The sequence below is a fragment of the Salinivibrio sp. EAGSL genome (assembly GCF_013366455.1).
GTDB lineage: Bacteria > Pseudomonadota > Gammaproteobacteria > Enterobacterales > Vibrionaceae > Salinivibrio > Salinivibrio costicola.
Genome location: NZ_JABWMG010000005.1, coordinates 46,440 through 72,568, shown reverse-complemented (window position 1 = coordinate 72,568; position 26,129 = coordinate 46,440). Strand labels below are relative to the sequence as shown.

Annotated in this window: 24 protein-coding genes; 16 read left to right on the top strand and 8 right to left on the bottom strand. The window is 47.7% G+C overall.

Going from position 1 to position 26,129, the window contains the following annotated elements; translation table 11 throughout:
- Positions 1–28 precede the first annotated feature (28 nt).
- Positions 29–1,258, top strand: coding sequence for a TRAP transporter large permease (locus HLG76_RS04410; protein ID WP_254877625.1), 1,230 nt, complete (start codon positions 29–31; stop codon positions 1,256–1,258).
- Between the two features lie 20 nt (positions 1,259–1,278).
- The gene (locus tag HLG76_RS04405) at positions 1,279–1,719 is read left to right on the top strand and encodes a universal stress protein (RefSeq protein ID WP_077461402.1); all 441 of its coding nucleotides are present in this window, start codon (positions 1,279–1,281) and stop codon (positions 1,717–1,719) included.
- Between the two features lie 159 nt (positions 1,720–1,878).
- Here HLG76_RS04405 and nhaD read toward each other — a convergent pair whose 3' ends face one another.
- Entirely contained in the window at positions 1,879–3,309 is a 1,431-nt protein-coding gene (nhaD, locus tag HLG76_RS04400) for a sodium:proton antiporter NhaD (RefSeq protein ID WP_021024507.1), read from the bottom strand.
- A 387-nt stretch (positions 3,310–3,696) separates the two neighbouring features.
- Between nhaD and HLG76_RS04395 the strand changes: the two genes are divergently transcribed.
- Genes HLG76_RS04395 through HLG76_RS04385 form a run of 3 tightly spaced genes read left to right on the top strand, consistent with a single transcriptional unit; the run spans position 3,697 to position 6,392 of the window.
- The gene (locus tag HLG76_RS04395; RefSeq protein ID WP_175993137.1) at positions 3,697–4,665 is read left to right on the top strand and encodes an ABC transporter substrate binding protein; all 969 of its coding nucleotides are present in this window, start codon (positions 3,697–3,699) and stop codon (positions 4,663–4,665) included.
- A 24-nt stretch (positions 4,666–4,689) separates the two neighbouring features.
- Positions 4,690–5,601, top strand: coding sequence for an ABC transporter permease (locus tag HLG76_RS04390; protein ID WP_025744904.1), 912 nt, complete (start codon positions 4,690–4,692; stop codon positions 5,599–5,601).
- Entirely contained in the window at positions 5,598–6,392 is a 795-nt protein-coding gene (locus HLG76_RS04385; protein ID WP_077461405.1) for an ABC transporter ATP-binding protein, read from the top strand. Before HLG76_RS04390 ends, HLG76_RS04385 begins: the two co-directional genes overlap by 4 nt.
- A gap of 46 nt (positions 6,393–6,438) precedes the next feature.
- On the opposite strand, the gene viaA is transcribed toward HLG76_RS04385, so the two are convergent.
- From viaA to HLG76_RS04370, 3 genes are all read right to left on the bottom strand, one after another.
- Positions 6,439–7,908, bottom strand: coding sequence for an ATPase RavA stimulator ViaA (gene viaA / locus HLG76_RS04380; RefSeq protein ID WP_077576697.1), 1,470 nt, complete (start codon positions 7,906–7,908; stop codon positions 6,439–6,441).
- Entirely contained in the window at positions 7,895–9,562 is a 1,668-nt protein-coding gene (locus tag HLG76_RS04375) for an ATPase RavA domain-containing protein (RefSeq protein WP_175993136.1), read from the bottom strand. Before HLG76_RS04375 ends, viaA begins: the two co-directional genes overlap by 14 nt.
- A gap of 258 nt (positions 9,563–9,820) precedes the next feature.
- On the bottom strand, positions 9,821–10,651 hold the full coding sequence (locus HLG76_RS04370; protein ID WP_077461408.1) for a sulfurtransferase: 831 nt from the start codon (positions 10,649–10,651) through the stop codon (positions 9,821–9,823).
- A 138-nt stretch (positions 10,652–10,789) separates the two neighbouring features.
- Between HLG76_RS04370 and HLG76_RS04365 the strand changes: the two genes are divergently transcribed.
- A complete protein-coding gene (locus tag HLG76_RS04365) occupies positions 10,790–11,773 on the top strand; it encodes a lipid A deacylase LpxR family protein (protein ID WP_077661410.1) in 984 nt (327 codons plus the stop codon).
- Positions 11,774–11,805: 32 nt separating this feature from the next.
- Here HLG76_RS04365 and HLG76_RS04360 read toward each other — a convergent pair whose 3' ends face one another.
- The gene (locus HLG76_RS04360; protein WP_025744900.1) at positions 11,806–12,675 is read right to left on the bottom strand and encodes a DMT family transporter; all 870 of its coding nucleotides are present in this window, start codon (positions 12,673–12,675) and stop codon (positions 11,806–11,808) included.
- 160 nt (positions 12,676–12,835) lie between these two features.
- Between HLG76_RS04360 and HLG76_RS04355 the strand changes: the two genes are divergently transcribed.
- The 5 genes from HLG76_RS04355 (at position 12,836) to HLG76_RS04335 (ending at position 18,485) form a co-directional block, all read left to right on the top strand.
- Positions 12,836–13,375 carry an isochorismatase family protein gene (locus HLG76_RS04355; RefSeq protein ID WP_025744899.1) on the top strand — a complete coding sequence of 180 codons (540 nt, stop codon included), beginning with the start codon at positions 12,836–12,838 and terminating at the stop codon, positions 13,373–13,375.
- Between the two features lie 167 nt (positions 13,376–13,542).
- Positions 13,543–14,538, top strand: a complete 996-nt coding sequence (locus HLG76_RS04350; RefSeq protein ID WP_175993135.1) for an ABC transporter substrate-binding protein — start codon at positions 13,543–13,545, stop codon at positions 14,536–14,538.
- 64 nt (positions 14,539–14,602) lie between these two features.
- Positions 14,603–15,499, top strand: coding sequence for a proline/glycine betaine ABC transporter permease (locus HLG76_RS04345; RefSeq protein ID WP_175993134.1), 897 nt, complete (start codon positions 14,603–14,605; stop codon positions 15,497–15,499).
- On the top strand, positions 15,492–16,727 hold the full coding sequence (locus tag HLG76_RS04340; protein ID WP_175993133.1) for a glycine betaine/L-proline ABC transporter ATP-binding protein: 1,236 nt from the start codon (positions 15,492–15,494) through the stop codon (positions 16,725–16,727). Before HLG76_RS04345 ends, HLG76_RS04340 begins: the two co-directional genes overlap by 8 nt.
- 159 nt (positions 16,728–16,886) lie before the next feature.
- Complete coding sequence (locus HLG76_RS04335; protein ID WP_077576702.1) at positions 16,887–18,485, top strand: methyl-accepting chemotaxis protein; 1,599 nt, start codon at positions 16,887–16,889, stop codon at positions 18,483–18,485.
- Positions 18,486–18,557: 72 nt separating this feature from the next.
- Here the strand turns inward: HLG76_RS04335 and metC are convergent, their stop codons facing one another.
- Positions 18,558–19,751 (bottom strand): cystathionine beta-lyase, encoded by a 1,194-nt coding sequence (gene metC, locus HLG76_RS04330; protein ID WP_175993132.1) that lies wholly within the window; start codon positions 19,749–19,751, stop codon positions 18,558–18,560.
- 280 nt (positions 19,752–20,031) lie between these two features.
- Here metC and HLG76_RS04325 point away from each other — a divergent pair, with 280 nt between their 5' ends.
- Positions 20,032–20,205 carry a hypothetical protein gene (locus HLG76_RS04325; protein WP_164837586.1) on the top strand — a complete coding sequence of 58 codons (174 nt, stop codon included), beginning with the start codon at positions 20,032–20,034 and terminating at the stop codon, positions 20,203–20,205.
- A gap of 333 nt (positions 20,206–20,538) precedes the next feature.
- Here the strand turns inward: HLG76_RS04325 and HLG76_RS04320 are convergent, their stop codons facing one another.
- A complete protein-coding gene (locus HLG76_RS04320; protein WP_077461414.1) occupies positions 20,539–21,030 on the bottom strand; it encodes an NfeD family protein in 492 nt (163 codons plus the stop codon).
- Between the two features lie 9 nt (positions 21,031–21,039).
- Complete coding sequence (locus HLG76_RS04315; RefSeq protein ID WP_021024036.1) at positions 21,040–21,993, bottom strand: slipin family protein; 954 nt, start codon at positions 21,991–21,993, stop codon at positions 21,040–21,042.
- Between the two features lie 584 nt (positions 21,994–22,577).
- On the opposite strand from HLG76_RS04315, the gene HLG76_RS04310 reads away from it, so the two are divergent.
- The 4 genes from HLG76_RS04310 to ectB all read left to right on the top strand — a co-directional run bounded on the left by HLG76_RS04310 (position 22,578) and on the right by ectB (position 26,111).
- Complete coding sequence (locus tag HLG76_RS04310; RefSeq protein ID WP_025744354.1) at positions 22,578–22,784, top strand: cold-shock protein; 207 nt, start codon at positions 22,578–22,580, stop codon at positions 22,782–22,784.
- Between the two features lie 169 nt (positions 22,785–22,953).
- On the top strand, positions 22,954–23,955 hold the full coding sequence (locus HLG76_RS04305; protein ID WP_077576704.1) for a response regulator: 1,002 nt from the start codon (positions 22,954–22,956) through the stop codon (positions 23,953–23,955).
- Between the two features lie 309 nt (positions 23,956–24,264).
- Positions 24,265–24,822 carry a diaminobutyrate acetyltransferase gene (gene ectA, locus HLG76_RS04300; RefSeq protein ID WP_077461416.1) on the top strand — a complete coding sequence of 186 codons (558 nt, stop codon included), beginning with the start codon at positions 24,265–24,267 and terminating at the stop codon, positions 24,820–24,822.
- A gap of 11 nt (positions 24,823–24,833) precedes the next feature.
- Positions 24,834–26,111 carry a diaminobutyrate--2-oxoglutarate transaminase gene (gene ectB / locus HLG76_RS04295; protein ID WP_021024032.1) on the top strand — a complete coding sequence of 426 codons (1,278 nt, stop codon included), beginning with the start codon at positions 24,834–24,836 and terminating at the stop codon, positions 26,109–26,111.
- Positions 26,112–26,129 lie beyond the last annotated feature (18 nt).

The window sequence follows — 26,129 nt, the reverse complement described above, 5'->3', positions numbered from 1 at the left end:
TGATTGTCTTGCTCGTGCTCGGCTTTCCATGATGATTCCACTTACGGCTGCCGCCTTAACCGGTTTTTACATGATGTTTGGCGGTGTCGGTCAAATGGATACCTTTATTCAGCAAGTGTTAGGCGGCATTCGGCCTGCCTCGTTAATTGCTGTCCCCATGTTTATTCTTGCTGCTGATATCATGACTCGGGGGCAATCAGCGAATCGCTTAATTGATATGGTCATGACCTTTATCGGCCATATTCGTGGTGGCTTAGCGATCAGCACCGCGACCTCTTGTACCTTATTTGGTGCGGTATCAGGTTCTACCCAAGCCACCGTTGTCGCAGTAGGCTCTGCCCTACGCCCTAAATTGCTTCGCGCTGGCTACAGTGATTCGTTTTCGCTTGCCTTAATCATCAATGCCAGTGATATCGCCTTTTTGATCCCACCCAGTATCGGCATGATTATTTATGGCGTGATCTCGGAAACATCGATTGCTGAACTCTTTATCGCCGGGATAGGCCCAGGCCTAATGATCCTCACCTTTTTCTCGCTTTATTGTTTGTATTACGCCACTGTCAATAAAGTACCAACGGAACCCAAAGCCAGTTGGAGCGAACGTCTCACGGCGACACGCAAAGCATTATGGCCACTGATGTTCCCACTCATCATTGTTGGGGGTATTTATGGCGGCGTCTTTAGTCCAACCGAAGCAGCGGCCGTATGTGTGCTTTATGCCATGATTCTTGAGTTTGGCGTATTCCGATCATTGAGCCGTAAAGACGTGTTTATCATTGCACGGTCAACGGGCTTAATCACCGCGGTGGTCTTTATTCTTGTCGGCGTCGGTAATGGATTTTCTTGGATTATTTCATTCGCGCAAATTCCGCAGACCATTCTCGAGGCCGTGGGGATCAGCCAAATGGGGCCGATGGGTGTCTTGGCATCTATCTCTATCGCCTTTTTCGTTGCTTGTATGTTCGTTGATCCGATTGTAGTGATTTTGGTATTAACGCCCATATTTGCACCTGCGATAGAAGCGACTAGTCTTGATCCTGTCCATGTTGGGATTGTGATCACCTTGCAAGTAGCGATTGGCTCAGCCACTCCGCCATTTGGTTGTGATATTTTCACGGCCATTGCCATTTTCAAAAAACCCTATTGGGAAGTTATCCGCGGAACGGGGCCTTTTATCGCGATGCTGCTTCTATCAGCCGCGCTGTTGGTGATGTTCCCGCAGATTGCGTTATTCCTACGTGATATCGCGTTTGGGTAACTAAACAACAGGAGTAATTGATGTTTAAACGAATACTGGTAGCCGTCGATGGCTCATATTCTGCATTAAATGCGTTAGATAAAGCGATTGAGCTGCAGCAACTCACCCATGCTGAACTCTACTTATTGTGCGTGTTTAAACATCACAGCTTGTTCGAGGCGTCATTGTCGATGGTTCGCCCCGATCGATTACAAATCCCAGATCAAACCTTAAGCGAATACGCCCGCAACATTGTCGAGCAAGCCAAGCAACACGCACTTGAAAATGGCGGCGAAGGTGTGCGCGGGTTTGTCAAAGGCGGGCGTCCTTCCAAAACCATTATCAAGTTTGCGAAAAGCAAAGAAGTGGATTTGATTGTCATGGGCGCACATGGCACGCACTCCGATAAAGACGGGATGTTTCTTGGCAGTGTGTCTCACCGTGTGGCAGGGCGGGCACATTGCCCCACGATGGTGGTTTAACTCTGTATTGATGGCCTGGTACCTGTATTAACGGCGTCCCTGTATTGACGGCGTAGTATCGGCCATTCAATCACCCATGCTATCGACGATAAAAACGCCGGTCGTTTAAGACCGGCGTTTTTTGCTTACAACGAGGTTTTTCTAGAACAGAACGCGGGCTTATTGAATATGGAAATAGTGGCTATTGAGCACTAAATGCACACCAATCGCTGCGATATAGCCCAACATGATCACCGGCGCCCATTTTAAGTGCCCAAAGAAGGTATATTTACCGTGCGCTTGCCCCATCAGCGCGACACCGGCCGCAGAGCCAAGAGACAACAAGCTCCCCCCCACACCCGCTGTTAACGTAACTAACAGCCAGTTACCGTGTGACATCTCAGGGCTCATGGTTAATACCGCAAACATAACAGGAATGTTGTCCACCACCGCCGATAGCACACCGACAAGTGTATTGGCCCAGATCGGATCCCATTCTAAATACATCACATTCGACACCAGCGACAGATAACCAATCAAACTCAAGCCACCCACGCACATCACGACACCATAAAAGAACAGCAGTGTGTCCCACTCTGCATGGGAAATACGGCGAAAGACATCAAACGGGACCACTGAACCGAGACGACTCAGCGCGGCTTCATCATTTTTGGCTTCAGCAATCGCCCGTTTCCGCGCCAAAGAACGTGGTAACGTTCGGCGCAGGTAAAAACCAAAGAACTGCAAATACGCGAGGCCCATCATCATGCCCATGACCGGCGGGAAATGAATCAAGCCGTGGAAGGCAACTGCCGTTGCAATCGTGAGCAAAAACAGAACCATAATTCGTCGAGCGCCACGCTTTAACTCGACATATTCTTGCATCACGTCCGGCTGAGTGCGTGGAATAAAGCGTGACATGATAAAAGCTGGGATCACGTAGTTCACAACAGATGGAATAAACAAAGCACCAAACTCGGTGAAAGTAACCTTGCCCGCCTGCCAAACCATTAAGGTGGTGATATCACCAAAGGGACTAAACGCTCCGCCGGCGTTCGCTGCAACCACAATATTGATACACGCGAGGTTTACAAAACGTGGATTGTCGCCCCCAATTTTCAACACAATGGTACACATCAGCAGTGCGGTTGTGAGGTTATCAGCAATCGGCGAGATGAAGAAAGAAAGTACCCCAGTAATCCAAAACAAGGTTCTTAGGTCATAGCCTTTACTTAAGATCCATGCCTTTAATCCATCGAACAGGCGCCTCTCTTCCATCGCCGAGATATAGGTCATTGCCACCAGCAAGAAAAGCAACAACTCTGCGTACTCCAGCAAGTTGTGCTCAAGCGCGGCATGCGCCGGTGCCATATTTCCCCATTGTGAATATGCAAACCCGATCAGTAACCAAATCAGCCCCGCGGCTAACAATACAGGCTTTGATTTTCTTAAGTGGAGCTTTTCTTCCAACATGACTAGGCTGTAAGCAACCGCAAAGATTGCCAAAGACACATACCCTACCCATGACTGGGTGAGATCCAGTCCTTCGCCTGTTGTAGCGGCAAAAGCCGTTGGCGACACTACCGCCAACGCCGCAACCAAACGCTTCATCCTTGAGCCTCCAAATTTTATTTCCTTATTTTTGATATAACAAACAGCGCGCTCTGTGGCATTCACTCCGAACGATAATTGTTTATTTTGTCGTCTTAGGTCACCACAGAACAAAAACGAACATAATATTAACAAATATGGCGATAACGTCTATTGATAACCATGATGAAATCACAAAAAAGAAGTGACATTCTCTACTGTCAAGATTAATAATATCAATTTACTAGTCGATGTTCGCTGTTATCTCTGGCAAAAATCGACTAGGTTTAAAAAAGTGTACGAAATGTGCCATCGCACGCTGTTCGACTAACAATAACAAATAGACAACATCGCAACTGCATCGCCGCGGTTGCGCAAGGATGTGTGAGTAACAAGAAGGGAGTCACCATGAAAACACTGAAAATTGCTGCCGTTATATGTGCAGCGGTCCTATCACTGGGGCATGCACCATTCGCATTTTCCGAGACCGCTCGCGTCGCCGTATCCCAAATCGTTGAGCACCCCGCTCTTGACGCGACCCGCAACGGTCTGCTTGATGGCTTGGAGAAGAAAGGATATATCCAAGGTGACAACTTGTCGTTTAAATATCAAACTGCGCAAGGTAATCCAGCAATTGCGGTGCAGATTGCGCGTCAATATGTTGGAGAACAACCTGACGTCTTAGTCGGTATCGCGACACCATCAGCGCAAGCGCTCGCGGCTGCAACACGCGACGTACCCGTCATTTTTACGGCGGTAACAGATCCTATCGGCGCCAAATTAGTGAAAGATATGGCTGCGCCAACGGGTAACGTCACCGGCTTATCTGATCTTTCTCCTGTTGCCCAGCATGTGGGGCTGGCCAAAGAGCTGCTTCCCAACCTGTCGACGATTGGAGTGGTTTATAACCCCGGTGAAGCGAACGCAGTGACATTGGTTGATCTGTTAAAAGACGCGGCAGCAGAGCACGGGATAAAAGTGATCGAAGGCACGGCATTGAAAAGCGCAGATGTGCAATCTGCTGCGCAAGTTGTTGCCACCCAATCCGATATTATCTATGCGCCAACAGACAATACTGTTGCCAGTGCGATTGATGGTTTAGTGGCCGCTGCAAACTCAGCAGATACCCCTGTCCTAGGTGGATCGACGTCCTATATCCCCAATGGCGCGGTCGTTGCACTTGGCTTTGATTATTACTCCGTCGGGGTGCAAACAGCGGACTATGTTGCGGCCATCTTAGACGGCGAGCCGATTTCATCTCTACCTGCCAAAGTTGCGGAAGGGTCTGACTTAGCCGTGAACCGTTCGGCTGCAGACAAGTTGGGGATCGACGTGCCAGCTTCTATCTTGGATCGCGCCTCACGAATCGTAGAGTAGTTAGGCTCAATCTAGGAGTAGTAAATGACGGCAATTGCGTTTTTCGGCACCCTAGAAGTCGGCCTAGTTTATGGCTTGGTTGCGCTAGGTGTCTATCTCACTTTTCGTGTACTCGATTTTCCCGATTTAACGGTTGACGGCAGTTTCCCGATGGGCGCCGCCGTTGCCGCTACTATGATCGTGGCGGGTTATAACCCATGGTTTGCGACCGCAATGGCGATTTTGGCTGGCGGCATCACCGGATTAGTCACTGCTTTTCTCACTGTAAAGTGCGGCATCCTCAACTTGCTCGCCAGTATTTTGACCATGATTGCCGCATTTTCGGTAAACATTCGTATTATGGGGCGACCCAATATTGCCTTACTCGGCGAGGAAACCATCCTAACGCCATTTGAATCACTCGGTATTGCACCCGTCTATTTGCGTCCCTTAGTCGTGGGCGTATTAGTGATTATCAGTGGGCTACTCGTGATCCGCTTATTAGCCAGTGATTTTGGCTTGGGGTTACGCGCAACGGGCGTTAATGCGCGAATGGTTCAAGCACAAGGCGGCAGCACGGCGATGTACACCTATTTTGGTCTCGCCCTTTCAAATGCCTTTGTTGGCTTTGCCGGTGCATTATTTGCGCAAACCAATAGTTTTGCCGATGTGACCTCTGGCGTAGGGACCATTGTTGTCGGTCTCGCCGCCGTGATCCTCGGACAAACATTACTGCCTGGACGTAAAGTCTGGGTCGCCGTTGTGGCGGTGATTCTGGGTTCCATTTTATATCGCCTCGCCGTCGGCTTTGCACTATCGAGTGGCATGTTTGGTCTTCAAGCCTCTGATCTCAACTTGGTTACCGCGGTACTGGTTGCCGTGGCATTGATCGCTCCCAAAATGCGCCAACAGTATCAAAAGTCCAAACGCGCAAAACAGGCGGAGGTGTCAGGATGATCTCGTTGAACAATATTCAGGTCACGTTTAATCCAGGGACCGTCCTCGAAAACCGTGCTCTGCGCGGCGTAAGCTTAACCATTCCCGAAAACGAGTTTGTCACCATCATTGGTTCCAATGGCGCAGGCAAATCAACCTTACTGGGCGCCGTCACCGGTGAAACGCCGATGATTGGCGGCCAAGTTATGATTGACGATATTAATGTGACCAAGAAGGCTGTGCATCAGCGCGCCACCCTTGCCGCACGCGTATTTCAAGATCCACTTGCGGGTACCTGCGCGTCGTTAACCATCGAAGAAAACTTGGCGCTGGCTTATCGGCGAGGTAAAGGGCGCGGTTGGTCACGTGCGCTTGGGAGTAAACGTCGTAAATTGTTCCAAGAGCGCATTGCGATTTTGGGGTTAGGTTTAGAAGATAGACTAGGGGATAGCATTGGTCTGCTGTCTGGAGGTCAGCGTCAGGCCGTAAGTTTGGTGATGGCCACCCTGTCAGACAGCAAGCTTTTATTGCTCGATGAACACACCGCCGCTCTGGATCCACGCATGGCCGCGTTCGTGATTGATTTAACCAAAACTATCGTCAATGAGTTTAACCTCACTGCCATGATGGTCACGCACTCGATGAAAGACGCACTGGCATGCGGTGATCGAACCGTAATGCTACACCAAGGTAACATTGTGCTAGATGTCCATGGTGATGAGCGCAAAAATATGGACGTGCCACATCTTTTAGACATGTTCAACAAAGTGCGCGGCGAAACCCTCGCCGACGACAGCTTGCTACTCGGTTAACTTGCTACGGCGCTTGCTGTTATATAAGCGCCTAGTCATCTATTTTCTATGACTTATTTTTGCTCGGCCACCACTGATTAATCAGGCGTCCTCCTAATGAGGGCTGGTAACGCCAACAGTGATCGAACATGGCCATTAATTCAGGGTTGCCATATTTGGATAAGCTTACCGCATGGAAACGGTTTTGCTTTAACTTCAATGCATCGATCTTTTCGATCATCGTCTCGGACTGCTTAGGAGCAATAAAGTCCGACACCACCACTAGATCGGCGTTTTGATAGCGTTCACCGGCCATCAGATTAAGCGCTTTTTCGATCACAGGTGCCATATCTGTCCCGCCGTGGAACCGATATGAAAGAAAGCTCATCGCTTCTTGCAAACCGCGCTCACCGGTTAACTCGTAGCTGATATGGTCAGTGGAAAAGAGCATGACATAGCAATCACGATGCTCGGTCGCGGCAATCCGCATCAATACATAGGCGAGTGCTTTGGCGCATTGCTCTGGGAATCCACTCATCGAGCCTGAGGCATCGACGGCTATGATAAAGGGTCCCTTTTTTTGCTCTGGCTTGGATTGACTGGGGGCATACGTCTCTACTTTTTTCCGGCGATGGGCTTGGCCCGTCATTTGATAATTTAGCAGTTGTTTATCGACAAGCTGTTTATAAAAAACAACCTCGAGCGCAGGATCAGCCAGCAATACCGCCTCATTGGGTAAGAGACGGTCAACACGATCACTTTGGCAGATGCCGGTGATGTCATCAGGGACATCAACTTGCTTTTCCGGCACGGTTTTTAGCGTTTCCGTCGGCTGCTCGCTGGGCCCTTGCGCATCAACATGGTTTGCCATTCGCCCTAACTGTTCGGCAATCGCCTGAAGCTCTGGGTTCTTCTCTAAAAAAGTAATAAACCGTTTAAGTAAGGTGACGTCTTGCTGGGAAAGCGAGCTGGCCGCCATATCCCATAGCCGCCCCACTTTGCTGATATCACCCGATTGATCCACGCCATTCATTTTTTGATAGGTCGAGATACGGCGATAGAGATCGTCGAGTAATTTTTGTTTTTGTGATTCAACACTGTCGGACTGGTTTTTTTGTATTTCCGCTTTTAAATGCGCGTGCCATTTGTTGCAAAAGTACGACTGAAACATAGGATCAGCATGTTGAGCTTGATGGGCTGCGAGCCTTTCTGCCTGCGGATAGAAAGAAGAAACAGATTTTAAGTGGCTTAGTAAAGTATCAATGTCTTTTTCAAACGCGCGCGCGGTTTTTTCGGTGGCCTGCTCGTAGTATTGAATTTCTTGCTTCAGAGAGGCTGACAACCCTTGTTGAACCAGTTTGCGCTTTGTTTGCCCCCGCCAGCGGTGAAGCTGTTTTTTTACTGCTCGCTTAATCGCTGGGCTTCGTTCTGTCAACACAAGTAACTGGGGGTGAGACATCAACTCTGTCATCGCCGCATCCAGTAACCCAGACTCGGCGAGCATCAACCCCATGTTCAGGCTCTCAGCGCTCAGCATCACTGGCTCCTGAGAAGAACTCACCTAAGCGCGCTAAACGATTAACTTGGCGCTCTAGGTTATTAATCTGCGTTTTGACCTCATGTTCGACGTCGACCAAACTCGCTGACGCGGTTTCAAGCAGATCCGGTTGCGCAAATAAATGGGGCAACCCAGCATTGAGCTGACTGCGCGCGCGACGAATTAAAAACTGCGCATGCTGCAATTGTTCAAGCGCATTATCTGTTTGTTGTGTCCACGTGGTCAGCTGTTCCTCGCTCGGATCGTTCACGCCCACCAGGGCCATAGGCACCGGCCGATTAGCAATGTCTTTGATGACTAAGGCGTGCTGCGCATCCCACTCCAAAGTGAGCCGACACAGGTGATTATTTTTATTCACATAGCCATACAAGTCTGTGCTGCCTGTTTTCAACTTTTTCTCAATGTCAGCCGCATCAAGATACACCCAACGACTGTCACCTTTTTCTTGCTCTGAAACCGATGGGTTGGCTCGAAGTAGAACAAAACGAACCAAATCTCGACTTTGGTTGACCGTGAAGCGAGGCGACTGGCTCAAGTCAATCATCGCTTTGCGCGTGAGCCCAGCGTTGGCCGTGTCTTGTCGATAGGTCAGCGCTTCAGCTGTGTCTTGCTCAATATCTTCTAACGCCACTTTGACGTCATCGAGCAAGGCAAGCACTTCTTGTTGATCGAACAGAACTTCTTTGGCAAATGCCTGCATCACGTTTTTCACCACATCACGCGATTCTGGGCTATGCCATAGGCAGTCTTCCAGTAACAATAAGTCCAATGGGGCGACTTCATCACGACCATTGAAAAAAGCGGCCGCTTTTAGCAAACGCACCGCCTTTTTCCACCGGCGATCGGACACATAAAGTTCACCTGGGTCGAATTGTGATTGTTCACTGCCGGCATTTTCTACCCGCTGTTTTAGTGTGTAGAGTTTTTCGAATATCGCATCCGGCAGACCCAAGGTGGGAATAATGGTCTGCCAATCCTGATATTCTTGATGGCTAATTTTCAACTTATCGGCCACCGCCACTTCGTCCTGGCTGGGCTCGGTAAGCATCAGTTTGAAGTTTTTCTTCTCTTGGATACGATTGACGAAAACGCGGAGTAACATGCGATCATAGAGCGCATCAAGGCCACTATCGGGATCAGGCAGTTCATTGGACGCGGTAACCAACAAGCGCATAGGGACAGGATAAACATGCTCACCGTTTTTAAAAGTGCGTTCATTCACAACGGTTAAAAGAGTGTTAAGAATGGCAGGTCCGGCTTTCCATATTTCATCCAAAAATACCACATCAGCATTGGGTAGATAGCCGTCGGTTAGGCGTACGTATTTGCCTTCATCTTTTAGCGCTTGAATCGAAAGCGGGCCAAACACTTCTTCCGGTGTCGAAAAGCGCGTCATTAAATATTCAAAAAATTGGCTGTTATCAAACGCCTCGATCAAACGTTTCGCAATATAGCTTTTGGCAATGCCTGGCGGGCCGAGTAAAAACACACTTTCACCCGCGAGTGCGGCCAATAGACACATTTTGATAGTGTGCTCGCGTTCGTACACCCCACTAGATAGTGCATCAATAAGGCTTGCAATACGCTCGGGTAATAGCGCGCGACGGCTGACGGTGGCAAGATTTTGAGACAAGTGGCACTCCGCTATTTGTGGCTAGGTGTCATCGTTAACGCATTTGATTAAAATCGGTAAAAAGCTTCACTGCTCTTTAACCATGGCAAGATTCCAATACTTTGCCATTCGCTAGCGGTTTTTATGCGCAAAAACCGCCTAATGTGTAACTTAATATTACTATATGTATCGATATATCATTAGCCCACCGGCTAGATAGTGACATAGATCACTATCAAGTCAATCTTGCCACTTACCGCCTTCGCGTTTGCATAGATTTTAATCTTCCCGGACAACAGGCCAAGATTGATGGCCACCCCACTCCGTCCAAGAGCCGTCATACACCGCAAGCGGATAAGCAAAATAGTGCTCGGCCACCGCGGCTAAGATACAAGCCGTCACGCCTGAACCACAGCTTGCTACGTTCAAACGTGTATCACTGAGGTGAGGTAAAACGATGTTACGTGCGATGTCTGAACTGATCACAAAACCGCGCGGATCCGTCAATTCGCTAAAAGGTAGGTTAATAGCGCCGGGCATATGACCACTTCGTATACCTTCTCGAGGCTCTGGCACCTGTGCATAAAATCGTGTTTCAGGACGGACATCAATCACATTGATTGCGGCCAGCTTTTCGGCCAGCGTGTCGCCATCAATGTAACGATACGCTTTAAAATCGGCGTGGTAAGTTGCCTCGACACGCGGCTGAGGCGGTGTATTATCTATCAGCCCCTCTGATGCCATCCAAGCAGGTAATCCGCCATCAAGAATAAATACATCCCGATGGCCCATCACTTTACACATCCACCACACGCGAGCGGCAGAGAATAAGCCTTGCGTGTCATAGACTACTAACGTGTCTTGCGAGGCAATACCTAGCGTTCCCATATGTCGCGCAAAACTCGTTTCATCCGGTAACATATGGGGTAAAGAGGAGGATTGATCTTTGACTGTATTATCGAAATCAAAGTAGACGGCACCCGGAATACGCCGTTGGCGCCACTCTTGGAAGCTATCTCGGGATACATCTGGCATAAACCAGCTAGCATCGACAGGAACGACGGTATCGAGGCGCTGAGCGAGCCATTCAGGGGTTACAAACACTGACATCTTGACGGTTCCTTTTCATCGTTGATTGGCGGATGACAACACTTTCACAAGATATTGACTTATCTTATCTAGTATCAGCCTAATTTTTTACTCATACTGAAAGCCTCGCATTAAAGATGCAACTCAATGAGGATATGAATGACACCATCTCGCGTGATCTCAGGCGCTATTTTATTGTTTCCCACACTACTGCTGGCACCTACAGCGGCTTTTAGCGCGGGGGTCGGTGTAACAATTGAAAACGACAGTCCGTTAGGCGTTGATAATCAATACACCAGTGGTGTTTATGCGCACTGGCATGCGGATTGGTCCGATGATGTCACCACCACCGCTGTCACGCCCATTCGTTGGTTTGCTCAACAGCTACCGCTTAACGAACAAGCACGCCAAAGCTGGAGCATCGATGTTGGACAAATGATGTGGACGCCCAACGATATTGAATGGGAAACGCCCCATCCCAATGAACGTCCCTATGCCGGTTTGATTTTTATCGAGCCTGGCATTTATCAGCAGACATCAGAGCGGGTCGATAAGTGGTCATTTATGCTCGGAATGGTTGGTCCCGCATCGCAAACTGAAGAAGGACAATCTTACGTTCATGACCTCATCGACTCGCCCGACCCAAAAGGATGGGACTACCAAGTAGAAAACACGCCAGTGGCGCAGTTTGCTTATGAACGCCACCAGCTCCTGCACCGTAGCGAGAACCAAGAATGGGGAGTGACTGGACGTGCCGATATCGGGAACTTCCGCAGCGAACTCTCTACAGGATTGAGTTATCGTATTGGTCTTGATCTGGCTAATACCTTTGGCGGCATTAGCTTCGAGCCAGGCCGCCATTTAGACAGCCGTTTGTTCGACGCAAGCGAACAGGGCGCGTTCTTTTATGCCGCGATGCAAGGCCGATATCGGGCCAATGACATCACCATCAATGGCGATAAACCGCCAGAGAATGCCGACATCGATATGACCCACTGGCAAGCAAGTGCCGCTACCGGGCTAGCATTTTACCAGCCTCGCTGGGGCACAGATATCAGTGTTGTTGTACACACGAAAGACTATAAGCAAGCTACCGATGACACCTATAGCTACGTATCTTGGACCGTGCATTATCGGTATTAACATCCATACTCTCGTTTCGCTTTCCGTCGCCACTATCGAGGTGTGGCGGCAACGGCTTGTTTAGGCGACTGACTCTTTCGTTTATCCGTGAGTTTCATCAACACCAATGACGCTAAAATCATCGCAATACCTAACCACTGTAACGGCTGTAACGTTTCATTGATCCACAGTACACCAAGGGTTACTGCCGTAAGCGGGTTAAGAAACATAATGATAGATTGACGATTTGGGCCAAGTACAGTGATCGAGCGAATATAGGCCCAGTAACCGACAGCAGTATTGAGTAAAATAACCCAAGCAAGTCCTGGTACGGCCTCCATGGTTATCGCCTTTGGCGGCCCCGCAAAGAGCCAAGCAAAAGGAATAAGCATGATGCCACCAAGGACTAACTGCCAAGCGGTTAATCCAAAAATGTCTTTCGCTTCCCAGCGCTTCATCCATAGTGTCGACTGAGCAACAAAAAATGTGGCAAGTAACATGGCACCGGCCCCTATCCAATCGATATTGGAAGATGGATTCAATAATAATACCACGCCGAAAAGCCCTAAAATCGCCAGCCCAAGTAGTTTAGGCTGAGGCCGTTTCCCTTCTGTTAACCACTGAAGCAGCATCAGTACCAAAGGTAAGGTCGCGCCTAAAGTCCCAGCGATAGCACCGGGTAGCCGATAAGCGGCAATAAAAAGCAGTAAAAAGAAAGCTGCGATATTAAAAAAGCTTACAGCAAGCATTCTCGGCAAACTTAAAGGTAAACCACGTCGACTGATCATCAGCATTAACAGGCCTGCTGGCAATGCTCGCCATACTGCCATCCAATAAGGGGAAAGATCCCCCAGAAACAGAGCAACCGCTGAATAAGTACTGCCCCAAAAAATCGGGGCAAGAATAGCGATAAAATAATGCATAACCTTTCTCTATGTATCTTCACGTAAAGATACAGTAGCTGTTATGTTAGTTGACATCAAGTATCTTAATAGTAAGAAAAATGTATTAGCGCTCAAAAAGACAACGCCATAGCGAGAAGGTGCTATGCTTATTTGCGTGATAAAACAGGGGGATAAAACAATGATCAATACTGAGAATGCGGTCGTTTTGTTGATTGATGTACAAGGCAAACTGGCACAAAAGGTAACAGGCAGCGAAGCACTACACCAAAAGCTGGCCCAACTAATGCGTGCCTGTCAGTACTTTGATGTGCCCGTGGTGTGGGTCGAGCAACTGCCCGATAAGCTCGGCGCGACCACTGAGAGTTTGGCTGAGTTAATCCCAACGGATACGCCCATTGCCAAGCAGACATTTAGTGCTTACGCAAACCCCGATGTTAAAAAACGACTCGATGATCTTAACCGTAAACAAGTCATCCTATGTGGCATCGAAACCCATATTTGTGTTTATCAAACAGCCTGCGATCTACTCAGAGCCCACTATCACGTTCACCTAGTCACGGATGCAACCTCATCCTGTGACGCGTCTCATTACCACACCGGAATTGCAATGATGCAGCAACATGGCGCCTGGATCACTTTGGTCGAAGCCTTGTTGTTTGAGTGGCAACAAGCAGCCGGCGGTTCAGACTTTCGATCTTTTTTAACGTTAATCAAGTAGAAAGAAAATAGATCTCTAAGTAATGGGCGTGAAGATCTAGGGGTTGAATACGTATACTCCTAAAATATCCAGTATTTATGAGATATAGATCGCACAGTAGGCGCTAACATTTTCATTAGTGGTCTAATATTATTCATGACGAATGTATAAAAGAGAAAGGAAGCACTATGTACAAACGACTACTCTCTGCAGCCCTATTAACGCTGTCTGCAGTCCCGGCCAGTGCCGATGACCATGGGTGTGGCAACGTCACGATTGCCGATATGAACTGGAATTCAGCGAGCCTGATTGCCAACATTGATCAGTTTATTTTAGAGCATGGCTACGGCTGTGATGCTGAACTCGTACCTGGTGATACCATGCCAACCGGCACATCCATGATAGAAAAAGGCGAGCCCGATATTGCACCGGAGTTTTGGAGTAACTCCATGCGTGAAGGCCTTCAGCGAGGTATTGACGAAGGACGTATACGCTATGCAGGACAAGCCTTTGTTGAAGGCGGCGAAGAGGGATTTTGGGTCCCTAAATACATGGTCGATCAGCACCCCGAACTTAAAACCATTTCGGGCGTTAAAGCCAATGCCGATCTTTTCCCTCATCCCGAAGATCCGTCAAAAGCAGCCTTTTACGGATGTCCCGCGGGATGGAGCTGCCAAATTACCTCGGAAAATAATTTTAAAGCATTGAATCTCGCCGACAGTGGCTTTGAAATTGTCGACCCTGGCTCCGGTGCTGGCTTAGCCGGCTCCATTGCCAAAGCTTATGAACGCGAAGAAGCTTGGTTTGGTTACTACTGGGCACCGACGGCCGTGTTAGGCAAATATGAAATGGTTAAAGTCGATTTCGAAACGGGTACGGATGTCGAGCACTATAAGTCATGTATTACATCTGACGAGTGCATAACGTCGAAAGCAACAATGTATCCAGCCGCTGATGTTGAGACTGTCGTGACAGAACGCTTTGCTAAACGAGCTCCCGAGGCCATGGCCTATATAGAAAATCGTGGTTTTACCAACGACCAGATGAATGGATTACTGGCATGGATGGAAGATAACCAGGCTGACGGTGAATATGCGATGATCAATTTTTTAATTAATCATGAAGACATTTGGACCCAGTGGGTGCCAAATGATGTGGCGAGCAAAGTAAAAGACGCGTTGTAACTCAATAACCCGCACAGTATTGCCACTGTGCGGGATTTCTTTTAGCAGTATAGGAATAATAACAATGGCGACTTCATGGCTAACGGATGTGCCAGAAATGAGCAGACGCGATCTGCTCACCATCCGACAAACACTGGATGGTGCCTATCGGAATTTTTCTCGCGAATATGGCGAAGGTATCGAAGCCTTTTTTGCCCCCCTCCTCCACTTTCTTGTTTGGTTCGAAGACTTACTCCTTGCCACACCTTGGTGGCTGGTGATTGCAGTACTTGCCGGTATCGCGTATCTCGCCAGTCGCTCTTGGAAGCTCCCTGCGGCTGTGGTTGTTTCTTTCACTCTAATTGCTTACTTAGGGATGTGGGAAGATACCATGAGCACCATGAGTATCATTTTGGTCTGTACGCTTGTCGCGATAGGTGTCGGTGTACCTATCGGGATTGCGATGGCGAAGTCCAATCGGACCCAAGCGGTGGTTACGCCACTCCTTGATATCATGCAGACCATGCCCGCTTTCGTCTATTTAATTCCTGTCGTGATGTTACTGGGCATTGGTAAAATTCCGGGGGTCATTGCCGTCGTGATTTACGCCATTCCACCGGTCATCCGCTTAACGAACCTTGGGATTAGGCTGGTCGATAAAGATGTGCTTGAAGCAGCGACTGCGTATGGCGCCAATGGCGTTCAGCGTCTTTTTCAGATTCAGCTACCACTGGCAATGCCCACTATTATGGCCGGCATTAATCAAACGATTATGATGGCACTCGCCATGGTCGTGATCGCCTCGATGATCGGTGTATCTGGCTTGGGTCAACCCGTTCTTAAATCGATCACTAACCAATATTTCACCTTGGGCCTGCTCAATGGCCTCGCGATCGTCGTGATTGCTATTATTTTCGATCGCGTCTCGCAAAGCTATGCCAAGCGATCACAGCAGCACTTAAAGGGAGGTGATCATGACTGATTCTGAGCCGAACACCTTGATCGAAATTCACGGTCTTTACAAAGTGTTTGGCAACCATCCGCGTAAGCTCATGCCCGATGTTAAAGCAGGTAAAAGCAAAGACGCATTGCTACAAGAAACAGGACATACTATCGGACTTAGTGACATCAATCTGTCTATTCGGCGCGGTGAAGTGTTCGTCATCATGGGCTTATCTGGCTCAGGAAAATCAACACTGATTCGCCATTTCAATCGTTTGATCGATCCGACAGAAGGTGAAATTCGCATTGATGGCACGGATATAATGCAGTACTCACAAAAAGAGTTGCAGCAATTTCGTCGTCATAAAATGTCGATGGTTTTCCAGCGATTCGGCTTGCTTCCTCACCGTACTGTCAAAGAAAACGTCGGTTTTGGTCTTCGCATTCAAGGAGAAGCCAAAGCACTGCGAGATGAAAAGGCTCAACAGTGGCTCTCTACGGTTGGCTTAGAGGGCTATGCTGACCAATACCCTGCCCAGTTATCCGGTGGGCAACAGCAACGCGTCGGTTTAGCACGGGCCTTGTGTACGGATGCGGAGATCCTATTGATGGACGAAGCGTTTTCTGCACTGGATCCGCTCATTCGCAGTGAGATGCAAGACCAACTCATTGAGCTACAAGAAAAGCTGCATAAAACGATTATCTTTATTACCCATGATCTCGACGAAGCGTTACGTCTTGGTGATCGTATTGCCATTTTACGGGACGGTAAGCTGGTACAAGTGGGTGAGCCGGTTGATATTCTACTTCAACCAGCAGACGACTATGTCGAAGCATTTGTTAAAGACGTCAACCGTGCTCGAGCCCTAACCGTTGAAACCGTGATGCAGCCGCAAATCTGTCGTATCAGTGCGACCACAATTGGTGATGCCATTCAGCAGATGCGCCACCAAAAAGTTAATTATGGCTACTACATTACCGAGGAGGGTTACCAAGGTACCTTGAGCCAAAAAGCGCTGAGTGACAAAGATCCAAGTGGCCATATCGAGGCTAGCTTACTTGAGGATGTTCCCGCGATTGATCAAGATTCTTTGCTCGAGAGTGTGATTCCAGACACCTTGGAGTCGAAATGGCCACTGCCCGTCTTCGACGATCATGGGGAGCTTATCGGGCATCTCTCACGACAGACTGTTGCCAACATTCTCAGCGAAACAGGAAAAAGCGCGACCGAAACGTTATCCACAAACCCGCCCCAAAAAGCGAGCTAATTATATCAATGCGCCCTACCTATTGGGGCGCATTATTTTCACTCCAATGAAAAGGTATCTCTTCTCGTCATCATAACAGTGAGACAAGTGTCATTTTATTGAAACACTTTCTCCCTAACCTGCTGCGCATATCAGGACTCGCAGTTGGTAGGAAGTTATATGAGTGTACGTCAGCGATTATTGATCGCCTTTACCCTCTTCATCGCGTCGACCTTAGGATTAGGTAGTCTCGCGCTTTGGATATCATCTCGCTCAGCGGATGCTTCAGCCGAATATGTGAATCAACAACTCCCCGAAGTCTGGGCATTACTCGCGCTTGAGCGTGATCACCGAGACTTAGTGAATCTGTCACAAAAGATCAAAGCCCAAGTGTTGTTTTGGAATGAAATTACGCCTGAGTTTGAAAAGCTCCATAAACGCTATCAGCAAAGCTGGCAGGCGTTGTCCCAGTATCCTTCTCTCTCAAACTGGCGTTCTGAACAAAAAGATAAAAAAAAGAAGTTTGATCAATACCTTAATAAGCTCGCTAAAACGGTCGAAAGTAAAAGTTTTTATGACGCAGGCCGCCTTGTGGATTTCGATCTCTACCCAGCCGTTGATCCTATGCTATCAGTGATTAGCGAAAAACTAATAGAGCGTCAGGATAATGCTAAGGCATCTGCTTCAGGATTGATCCTCTTCTTGCATCAGCAGTCCAATTTTGTGTATGCCGGTAGCGGTGCCACTTTGATCCTTGCACTTATTTTAATGACCTGGCTTCGCAAAACCGTCATTGTACGCTTGGACGATATCGCGACCTCGCTGACGGATATTGATAATCGCTCCGATCTTTCAATACGTCTGTCTGACAAGTATCACGACGAAGTCAGTGCCGTCGCTCGCGCATCAAATAACTTGCTCGATAAGTTCAGTCACTTTGTTACCGATATACAATCGCGAACATCAGCGCTTGATCAACAGTCAGATACCTTAGACCAACAAAGCACGCAAGTGGCGACGATTAATCAGCAAACACGGCAAAACGTTAACGATGTCGCGCAATCGCTTACCGTTATGGAAAGCGCAACCACGGAAATCGCGAGTGCTATTCATGATACCCGCGAGTATATCGGCAAAGTATCCCAAGACAACGATGAGATTCAGACCCAAATGCGTGCTACTGAAGCCTCAATAACGCACAGCGTCAAGGTGGTTGAAAATGTATCAAATACCATGGCAACGCTAAAACAAACGAGCAACCAAATTGCCGGTGTTATGGATGTGATTGAAGGTATAGCAGAGCAAACTAACCTTCTCGCGCTCAACGCTGCCATAGAAGCGGCACGTGCAGGGGAGCATGGCCGTGGATTTGCGGTTGTCGCGGATGAAGTGAGAAATCTATCTCAGCGCACAGCACAATCGACAGGGGATATTCGAGAATGGATCAATGACTTACTTGGTCAAGTCGATACCGCCAGTCATCTATTATCAGAAACACAATCGGCCAGTGCAGATAACCAGCAAGCAAGCATCCGACTACAAAGTTATCTTGGTGAAATGCACACTACTTTCCAAGGGCTGGAGCAACTCAGCGCTGAAGTTGAAGCAGCCCTCGATTCTCAACACAAAGAAATTGCACACCTTACTGAGCAACGTCGCGCTCTCAAACATGGCAGTCAGTCACTGACCGATGCTATCGATACAACCAGTGATGTAAGCGGTCAGCTTAGCCATCAATCGAGCGCATTAACCCAGCTGACCGATCAGTTTCAGACGTGACGGCGAAATAGCGAATCGTGATCACCTAGCGCCCTGTTGTCCGGGAGCTAGGTGTTTCGAAAATAGATATGATTACGTCTTATTCACTCGTTCAAAACCAGCGGCAAGATCAGCGATTAAATCCTCCACCTGTTCGAGACCAATATGCAGTCTAACGAGTGTCCCACTGAAACTTACTTTAGCCACGGGCCGGATCCGATTAAGCTGTTCGGGTTGATTGGCAAGTAACAAAGACTCGTAACCTCCCCATGAATAAGCCATGCTAAAATACTTCATAGAGTCGCAGAATGCTTCTAATTGCGTATCGGACAAACGTTCCTTAAAAACGAATGAGAACAGTCCGTTACTGCCATTAAAATCACGGGCAAAATAGCGATGCCCCGGACAATCAGTGAATGCGGGATGAAGCACTTTCGCCACTTCAGCCTGCTCATTCAGCCAGTTGGCAACATGTAACGCATTTTCTTGATGTTGCGCTAGCCGTACATCGAGCGTTCTCAGTCCTCGCGCCGCCTGGTAGGCAGTGTCAGGATCAACGGTTTGTCCCATCAAGTAGGCACGCTCTCTCAGCGTTGGCCAACAGCGCGCATTGGCGACGGCGGTGCCTAGCATATTATCTGAATGACCAATAATGTACTTGGTGCCAGACTGAATAGAAATATCGACACCCTGTGTTAACGGCTGGTATAAGCGACCTGCCGCCCACGTATTATCCATCATGATCACAGCATCTGGGGCGCGATTGCGAACCGCTCGCACAATGGCTGGCGTATCGTGCACTTCCATGGTGTACGATCCGGGTGACTCTAAGAACACGATACGTGTATTCGGCTTGATACGATGACTAATCTCGTCACCTTCAAGTGGGTCAAAATACTCGGTCTCGATCTGCATGTCGGCCAGTATTTTCTCACAAAAGTCCTGAGTAGGCTCATACGCCGAACCCGATACCAGTATGTGATCGCCCGTTTTAACAAATGCGAGAATACTGTTAGCAATCGCCGCCGCGCCACACGGAAATAACGCACAACCTGTTCCCTGCTCAAGCTCTGTCATTGCGTCTTGCAGCGAGAAGTGAGTAGTCGTACCTCGTCGGCCATAAAACAGCGTTTGTTGGTGACGATTTGCAACCGCGTGTTTCTTTTCTGCTAATGAATCAAAAATGATTGAAGAAGCGCGCTGTACGACTGGATTAACCCCGCCTAAGGTATAGCCTTTTTGGCGTCCAGCATGGATTAGCTGCGTACGATTCTGTTTCTTTTCCATGGCTCACTCATCCTATGTTACCCACATCTCTAGCCTAAGCGTTTCGCCGCAAGCAGTAAAGACATTTAGACGTCCATACTGTAATTTTCTACCTATCGATTCAACGATATGCCATCGCGCTAAACGCTAAGCCAGCGCGGTTAGCGAAGCGTGTTTAGGTTGATGACTACCCTCTCCGCATTTTGGTTCGAACACTAAACAGATCACATTTTTATCTATTTGACTGGAAATACAAGATAAGTGTATATACATTGTATATCTAATCGATAGGCTAAAAGACATGGCAAAAAAAGAAAAAGTTAAAAAAGACAGCCAATTACTGATACGAATCAATAGTGAGCAACGTGATGCGTTTCTGCAAACATGTGACGAGCTTGATACCTCAGCGGCTCGAGAAGTCAGACGGTTTATTAAACAATTTTTAAAAGACCACGAAACAAAAAAAGAATCATAACATCCAGTTTACGGTGCAACTTGCCGGCACCCGACCACAGCATTGAAGCTGTATTGCAGTGGCAAACGCTTCGGCAATCTATACTTAAGGAGAGAAAATCATGGCGAAAGTATCAAAGAAAGATCTGAAAAAATCGATCAAGAAAACCAAAGCAAAAGTTGCGAAACAAGAAGGCAAGCTGAAAAAATTGAAAAAGCAACTAAAGCAAGCCTAAGCCACGTTTAGTTAAGCAATAAGCATAAAAAAGCTCGGGGGATTTCCCGAGCTTTTTGTTTGTTATGGTCACGCTTTATTGACGCTGCGCTTACGTTTCAGCGCGTCCGATTTTAATCCTCAATTTTCTGCTTCACCCTCAGTTGATGATAAAACGGGCTCAACAGTAAACCGGCCCACATCCACACCGATCACTTTCACTTGCTCACCAGGCTGCAGGACAATATCCCCTGCGTTAGCACTAAGTTGCAATTGCCATGTCACTCCAGAGTACTTGGCCGACGACAGTTGTTCGCGACTTAATGGTGAAGTCAGGACGAAGGTCAGTCCAATAAAGTCGCTATGACGATTGTCCGGACTACGTTCTTTATGCTGTAACCGTTTAAGCGGTCGCCACAGCGCTAAGGTAAGTAATCCTGCGCCGATGCCAGTACCACTAAACAATGCGGTCACGGTTTCGGGCAAGACCCCGATCATGGCCAGTAACCCAACTAAAACCGCAGCACAACCGGTAGCTAATAATACAATCGTTGACAAACCGAGCAGCCAAACTTCAGCGGCTAACAACAGTAAACCAATGATAATAGTTAACTCTGCAAGATAGTGACTCACGTATTTACCCTAACTACTTTTTGTTTTGTTAAGCGATTCAATGATGGTCATCGCTTCTGCAACCACGTTCGCAGCTCCCGTGCCCGAATCAGGCAACAAGACGACCGACGATTCTTTGGCAATTGCCTGTTTCGCGCGAATTGCTTTCTCTGCTAAATCAAGCTGAATCGCTTTTTGACCTTCTTCGGTGATAGCTCGTGTCCCGACAATTTCAAGCGCTTCGGCTTGAGCTTGAGCGACGGCTAGAATGGCTTGCGCTTCACCCTCCGCATTCAGAATTTGTTCCGCTTTTTCCGCTTCTGCCGCTAAAACCCGTGACTGCTTCTGACCCTCTGCCACGTTAATATCTGATTGACGAGCCCCTTCAGACTCAAGGATCACGGCACGTTTCTCACGTTCGGCCTTCATCTGACGCTCCATTGCTTCGAGCACCGACCGTGGAGGATCAATATCTTTTATCTCGTAACGAAGCACTTGTACACCCCAAGGCTGAGCCGCTTCGTTGATGGCCGAGACAATGGCAATGTTCAAGCTTTCACGTTCTTCAAACGTTTTATCCAGCTCCATTTTACCTACTTCACTACGCATGGTGGTTTGCGCAAGTTGCGTGACGGAATAGACATAATCATTCACGCCATAGCAGGCTTTAAAGGGATCAAGCACTTTGATATAAAGTACACCGTCCACACCCAACGAAATGTTGTCACGCGTAATCGCAGACTGACTAGGCACATCATACGCTTGTTCTTTCAAAGTCCGTGTATACGCCACACGGTCGATAAAGGGAACAATGACGTTGAGCCCAGCTTCCATCGTTTTATAGTACTTACCAAACCTTTCAACCACATAGGCAGTATTTTGTGGCACAAACGTAATGGCACTGCGCAATACGACAATCACTAAGATCGCCAGTACTATCCACACGCCAATAAAACTCGATATTTCAAAAAAAACGTTATCCATTAAGGGATCCTATGACTGTCGCTAACACGACGCTGATAGAGGGTGACAATGACTCAGACATGACGACAACGCTTGCATGCCTGAAGTTTAAGCATACGCCAATGTCAGTGTAGAAAGACAGATAACGATGGTAAATTTGACACTCGTCTCACTCAGATCGCTTTTTCCCCTCTTTTTATCTCGATTGAACGACATGACTCTCTGAGCGTGATCCCACTTTTGTAAAAGCCTGTCGCAACGATGGCCATATCATTGGAAAAAGGATTTTACCTTATCTTTTTTTGGGTGTACTCTTAGACCTGTTCAACCGTGTTGGTTGGCGGTGCTCATTACCGTTGACACCTTGACATAGAGTGTCAGAAAATGAGCAAACTAACGCGCAAACAACGCGTAGTCCTGTTGAAGCTGTTTTTAAGCTTTAATAATCGGAAATTTATGCAGCAATTGAATATAGATACATCGAAACACCCCACCGTTAGGCTGGAAAGTTAGTTGTCCTGAAGATATTCGCTACATTTGCCCATAGAGTCGATTAACGGCACTCGCGTCACTGCAACACCTAGTTAATATATTCAGGAGACACCATGTCCAAAGCTAATGGTTCCGTTAAGTGGTTTAACGAAGAAAAAGGTTTCGGTTTTATCCAGCAAGAGAACGGTCCAGACGTATTCGTTCACTTCCGTGCTATCGTTGGTGAAGGCTTCCGCACACTAGCAGAAGGCCAGCAGGTTGAGTTCGATATCGAGCAAGGTCAAAAAGGCCCACAGGCTGCGAACGTCGTTCGCCTGTAAGCCAAACCAAATTTAAGAAGAAAGGCGCTCATCAGAGCGCCTTTTTTTATACCTGTCATTTAAAGTTATGACACTAAGCCACATTGATATCGCATTCAGCCCCTATGCGAGTAGACGCTCTTGTTGCTATCCACTAGGCTGTGAGTACATCATATTGTCAGGAGGACGTATGCTATCTCCGTGCTTGATTGTCGACGATCATGAGATGATCCGAGACACGATTGGATTAATGGCACAGGCACTCGGTATTAAATCAGTGATCACCGCAGCAGACGGCGCCGAGGCGATATCTCGCGCCTATCATGACGAGCCGAGCCTTATCATTACCGATTTACAAATGGATCCTATCGATGGTTTAGAAATGTTACGTCTCATGCGAAGTGGCCGCTATCATCTACGCCACGACACACCCATCATTATTCTGACCGCAAACGCTTCTAAAGCCGTGATCAGCGAGTGTATCCGCTTTGATGTTGACGCGTTCATGATAAAACCTGTTAAAAAGCAAGACCTTGAAAATCGTGTCAAGCAACTGTCCAAACATACCAAGGCGAAAAAACCCCCACAGTTCTATTTCGAGATGTACCAGTCTGACCCGGCCAAATCGACAGAGTTCGAGCACAATGGTGCGGTTGTGTTTACGGAAGAAGAACAACAGCAAATCGAATGCATCACCGAACCTGTAGAAGAGACGCCGATAGCGCCCGATACACTAGGAGATGTAAAGGCATCACCGCAACCCTCTAGTGAGCCCAAAGATCGTAAATTTATACGTTGGCAAGAGAAGTACACAGTCGGTCATCAAGAATTGGATAACAGCAATAAGCAATTGTTGGCTATTATCAACGATACCTACGAGGCCATTGCTTACCATCACGATGATGATGACAAAGCTGACTTCGATGCCTTAGCTCAACGTTTCCGTGACTATATTGCTGCGCATTTTCTGCTAGAAGAAGACATTCTTGAAGCACGCGCCTACCCCAAATACAAAGAGCATGCAGCCATCCATCAACGCCTAGCGCGACAGGCTCAATATGTACTGCTTCAGTGCCAGGCCGATCCCACGCTTTATCGCTCCGAGTTTTTTAAATTTCTACGCTATTGGTGGATTCATCACGTGGTTCACGAAGACACGAAATATCGCGACTTCCTGGTACAAGGTCTTTAATACTTTCATCCCGACTCACAGCCTTGCTCAGCGCTGTGAGTCTGCCCTACTTCCGCAACTTACCATCCACTAGACAGCCAAAGCAGTCTGTTTAGCATGCCATCGTATCGATTGGGAACCTGCCCACACCTTTAGGCCAGTAAATGTTACGCCTCGAAACACTTACTTTAATAAAAAATTTAACAATATAAATATTATTATAAATCAGCATCTTAATTATTATTGGCAGGCCAAACACAAAAAATCGGGGTTGATAAACCAAATCAATCGCCTATTATATAAAACGAATTCGTTAGAGCACAAAACATTATGTGGCGATCAAAAACGACAGATACGGCAGTGCTGGATTCTGAAGTACTCGACCGTAAACAGACAAAATCTAACACGCAGTTCGTGTTTCGTAAGCCTGCCATCAGCGATGGTGGCAACATTTATCGACTAATCACGCAATGCCCGCCGCTGGACGTGAACTCCGCTTACTGTAATTTTTTACAGGCGACGCATTTTAAAGAAACGTGTGTTGTTGCAGAGCGAGAAGGCGATGTGCAGGGCTTCATCTCCGGTTATATCCGCCCTGAGCAGCCAGACACCTTTTTCGTCTGGCAAGTTGCGGTGTCGCCAAAAGCACGTGGTGAGGGGCTTGCCCTATCGATGATTGAGGCGCTACTGGCTCGCAAAGTCGCGCAAAACGTTCACTTCATCGAAACCACAATCACAGAAGACAACGCCGGTTCTTGGGCGCTGTTTAAAAAGGTAGACCGCCTCTATGGCTCTGGTGGTCAACGCTCGGTGTTCCTTGATGAACAAGAGCATTTCAACGGTGAGCACGACACCGAATACCTTTTCCGAATTCCACTCAAAAAATAACAGGATGAGTTATGGATATCTTTAAGTCGCAGGAATCAAATGTTCAATGTTATGCCAACAACTTTCCCGTTGTATTTGAGAGCGCAAAAGGCTGTTGGATGACTGACGTAGACGGTAAGCGCTACCTTGATTTTCTAGCCGGCGCTGGTTCACTGAACTATGGACACAATAATCCGACGCTGAAAAAAGCGCTGATCGAGTATATCGAGAAAGACGGCATTACACACGGCCTAGACATGTATACAGAGGCGAAAGCACGCTTTCTCGAAGTATTTAAAAATCACATCTTGGCCCCACGTGGTTTGGACTACAAGTTCCAATTCACAGGCCCTACTGGTACCAACGCTGTGGAAGCGGCAATGAAGCTAGCTCGCAAAGTGACTGGGCGCTCAAACATTGTTTCTTTTACTAATGGTTTCCACGGTTGTACTTATGGTGCACTCGCGGTGACAGGTAACCATCACCATCGTGGTGGCGGCGGTATTCCAGTCAATAATTCAGTTACGCGTATTCCGTATGACGGCTATGCGAACGTTGATGGTCTCACCTTGTTTGAGACGATGCTTAATGACGCTTCAAGCGGTTTAACCGGTGGTGATAAACCTGCCGCTGTATTACTTGAGGTCGTTCAAGGTGAAGGTGGCTTAAATGCCGCATCTAATGAATGGTTACAACGCTTACAAACTATCTGTAAAGCACACGATATCCTGGTGATTGTCGATGATATTCAAGCAGGTTGTGGGCGTACGGGGACTTTCTTTAGCTTTGAGCCTTCAGGCATCAACCCTGATATTGTGACCTTGTCCAAATCCATTGGTGGTTACGGCTTACCTATGGCAGTCGTTCTACTCAAACCTGAGCTAGATCAATGGGCACCGGGTGAGCATAACGGTACATTCCGTGGTAACAACCATGCCTTTGTGACCGCTGCCGAAGCCATCGAAACCTATTGGCTAGATGATCAGTTCCAAACCCATATTCAAGCGCGTGCGGATCAGCTCAACAAAGTCCTGCAAGATATGCTTGCTAAAAATAGCGACTTATTTGAGATCATCAAAGGACGAGGATTGATGCAGGGTATTGCCTGTAAGAACGGTGATATTGCCGACGACATTACCAGCTTGTGCTTTGATAATGGCATGATCATCGAAACAGCCGGCCCAGAAGACGAAGTGATTAAATTCTTCTCTCCGCTGACCGTCAGTGAAGCTGAAATGGAGAAAGGCTTACAAATTTTCGTTAAGTCCGTTGAGCAGTACAAGAAAGAGAAGCTCAAAAAAGCATCATAAAGACATAACGAATAGACA

What these genes read in the sequence shown, in the direction of transcription:
- HLG76_RS04325 (WP_164837586.1), top strand. Translation starts at nt 20,032, where the DNA reads ATGGCAAAAAAAGAAAAAGTTAAAAAAGACAGCCAATTACTGATACGA.
- HLG76_RS04315 (WP_021024036.1), bottom strand. Translation starts at nt 21,993, where the DNA reads ATGGATAACGTTTTTTTTGAAATATCGAGTTTTATTGGCGTGTGGATA.
- HLG76_RS04395 (WP_175993137.1), top strand. Translation starts at nt 3,697, where the DNA reads ATGAAAACACTGAAAATTGCTGCCGTTATATGTGCAGCGGTCCTATCA.
- ectA (WP_077461416.1), top strand. Translation starts at nt 24,265, where the DNA reads ATGTGGCGATCAAAAACGACAGATACGGCAGTGCTGGATTCTGAAGTA.
- HLG76_RS04305 (WP_077576704.1), top strand. Translation starts at nt 22,954, where the DNA reads ATGCTATCTCCGTGCTTGATTGTCGACGATCATGAGATGATCCGAGAC.
- HLG76_RS04390 (WP_025744904.1), top strand. Translation starts at nt 4,690, where the DNA reads ATGACGGCAATTGCGTTTTTCGGCACCCTAGAAGTCGGCCTAGTTTAT.
- HLG76_RS04360 (WP_025744900.1), bottom strand. Translation starts at nt 12,675, where the DNA reads ATGCATTATTTTATCGCTATTCTTGCCCCGATTTTTTGGGGCAGTACT.
- ectB (WP_021024032.1), top strand. Translation starts at nt 24,834, where the DNA reads ATGGATATCTTTAAGTCGCAGGAATCAAATGTTCAATGTTATGCCAAC.
- metC (WP_175993132.1), bottom strand. Translation starts at nt 19,751, where the DNA reads ATGGAAAAGAAACAGAATCGTACGCAGCTAATCCATGCTGGACGCCAA.
- HLG76_RS04370 (WP_077461408.1), bottom strand. Translation starts at nt 10,651, where the DNA reads ATGTCAGTGTTTGTAACCCCTGAATGGCTCGCTCAGCGCCTCGATACC.
- HLG76_RS04355 (WP_025744899.1), top strand. Translation starts at nt 12,836, where the DNA reads ATGATCAATACTGAGAATGCGGTCGTTTTGTTGATTGATGTACAAGGC.
- viaA (WP_077576697.1), bottom strand. Translation starts at nt 7,908, where the DNA reads ATGCTGAGCGCTGAGAGCCTGAACATGGGGTTGATGCTCGCCGAGTCT.
- nhaD (WP_021024507.1), bottom strand. Translation starts at nt 3,309, where the DNA reads ATGAAGCGTTTGGTTGCGGCGTTGGCGGTAGTGTCGCCAACGGCTTTT.
- HLG76_RS04405 (WP_077461402.1), top strand. Translation starts at nt 1,279, where the DNA reads ATGTTTAAACGAATACTGGTAGCCGTCGATGGCTCATATTCTGCATTA.
- HLG76_RS04410 (WP_254877625.1), top strand. Translation starts at nt 29, where the DNA reads ATGATGATTCCACTTACGGCTGCCGCCTTAACCGGTTTTTACATGATG.
- HLG76_RS04310 (WP_025744354.1), top strand. Translation starts at nt 22,578, where the DNA reads ATGTCCAAAGCTAATGGTTCCGTTAAGTGGTTTAACGAAGAAAAAGGT.
- HLG76_RS04350 (WP_175993135.1), top strand. Translation starts at nt 13,543, where the DNA reads ATGTACAAACGACTACTCTCTGCAGCCCTATTAACGCTGTCTGCAGTC.
- HLG76_RS04340 (WP_175993133.1), top strand. Translation starts at nt 15,492, where the DNA reads ATGACTGATTCTGAGCCGAACACCTTGATCGAAATTCACGGTCTTTAC.
- HLG76_RS04385 (WP_077461405.1), top strand. Translation starts at nt 5,598, where the DNA reads ATGATCTCGTTGAACAATATTCAGGTCACGTTTAATCCAGGGACCGTC.
- HLG76_RS04365 (WP_077661410.1), top strand. Translation starts at nt 10,790, where the DNA reads ATGACACCATCTCGCGTGATCTCAGGCGCTATTTTATTGTTTCCCACA.
- HLG76_RS04335 (WP_077576702.1), top strand. Translation starts at nt 16,887, where the DNA reads ATGAGTGTACGTCAGCGATTATTGATCGCCTTTACCCTCTTCATCGCG.
- HLG76_RS04345 (WP_175993134.1), top strand. Translation starts at nt 14,603, where the DNA reads ATGGCGACTTCATGGCTAACGGATGTGCCAGAAATGAGCAGACGCGAT.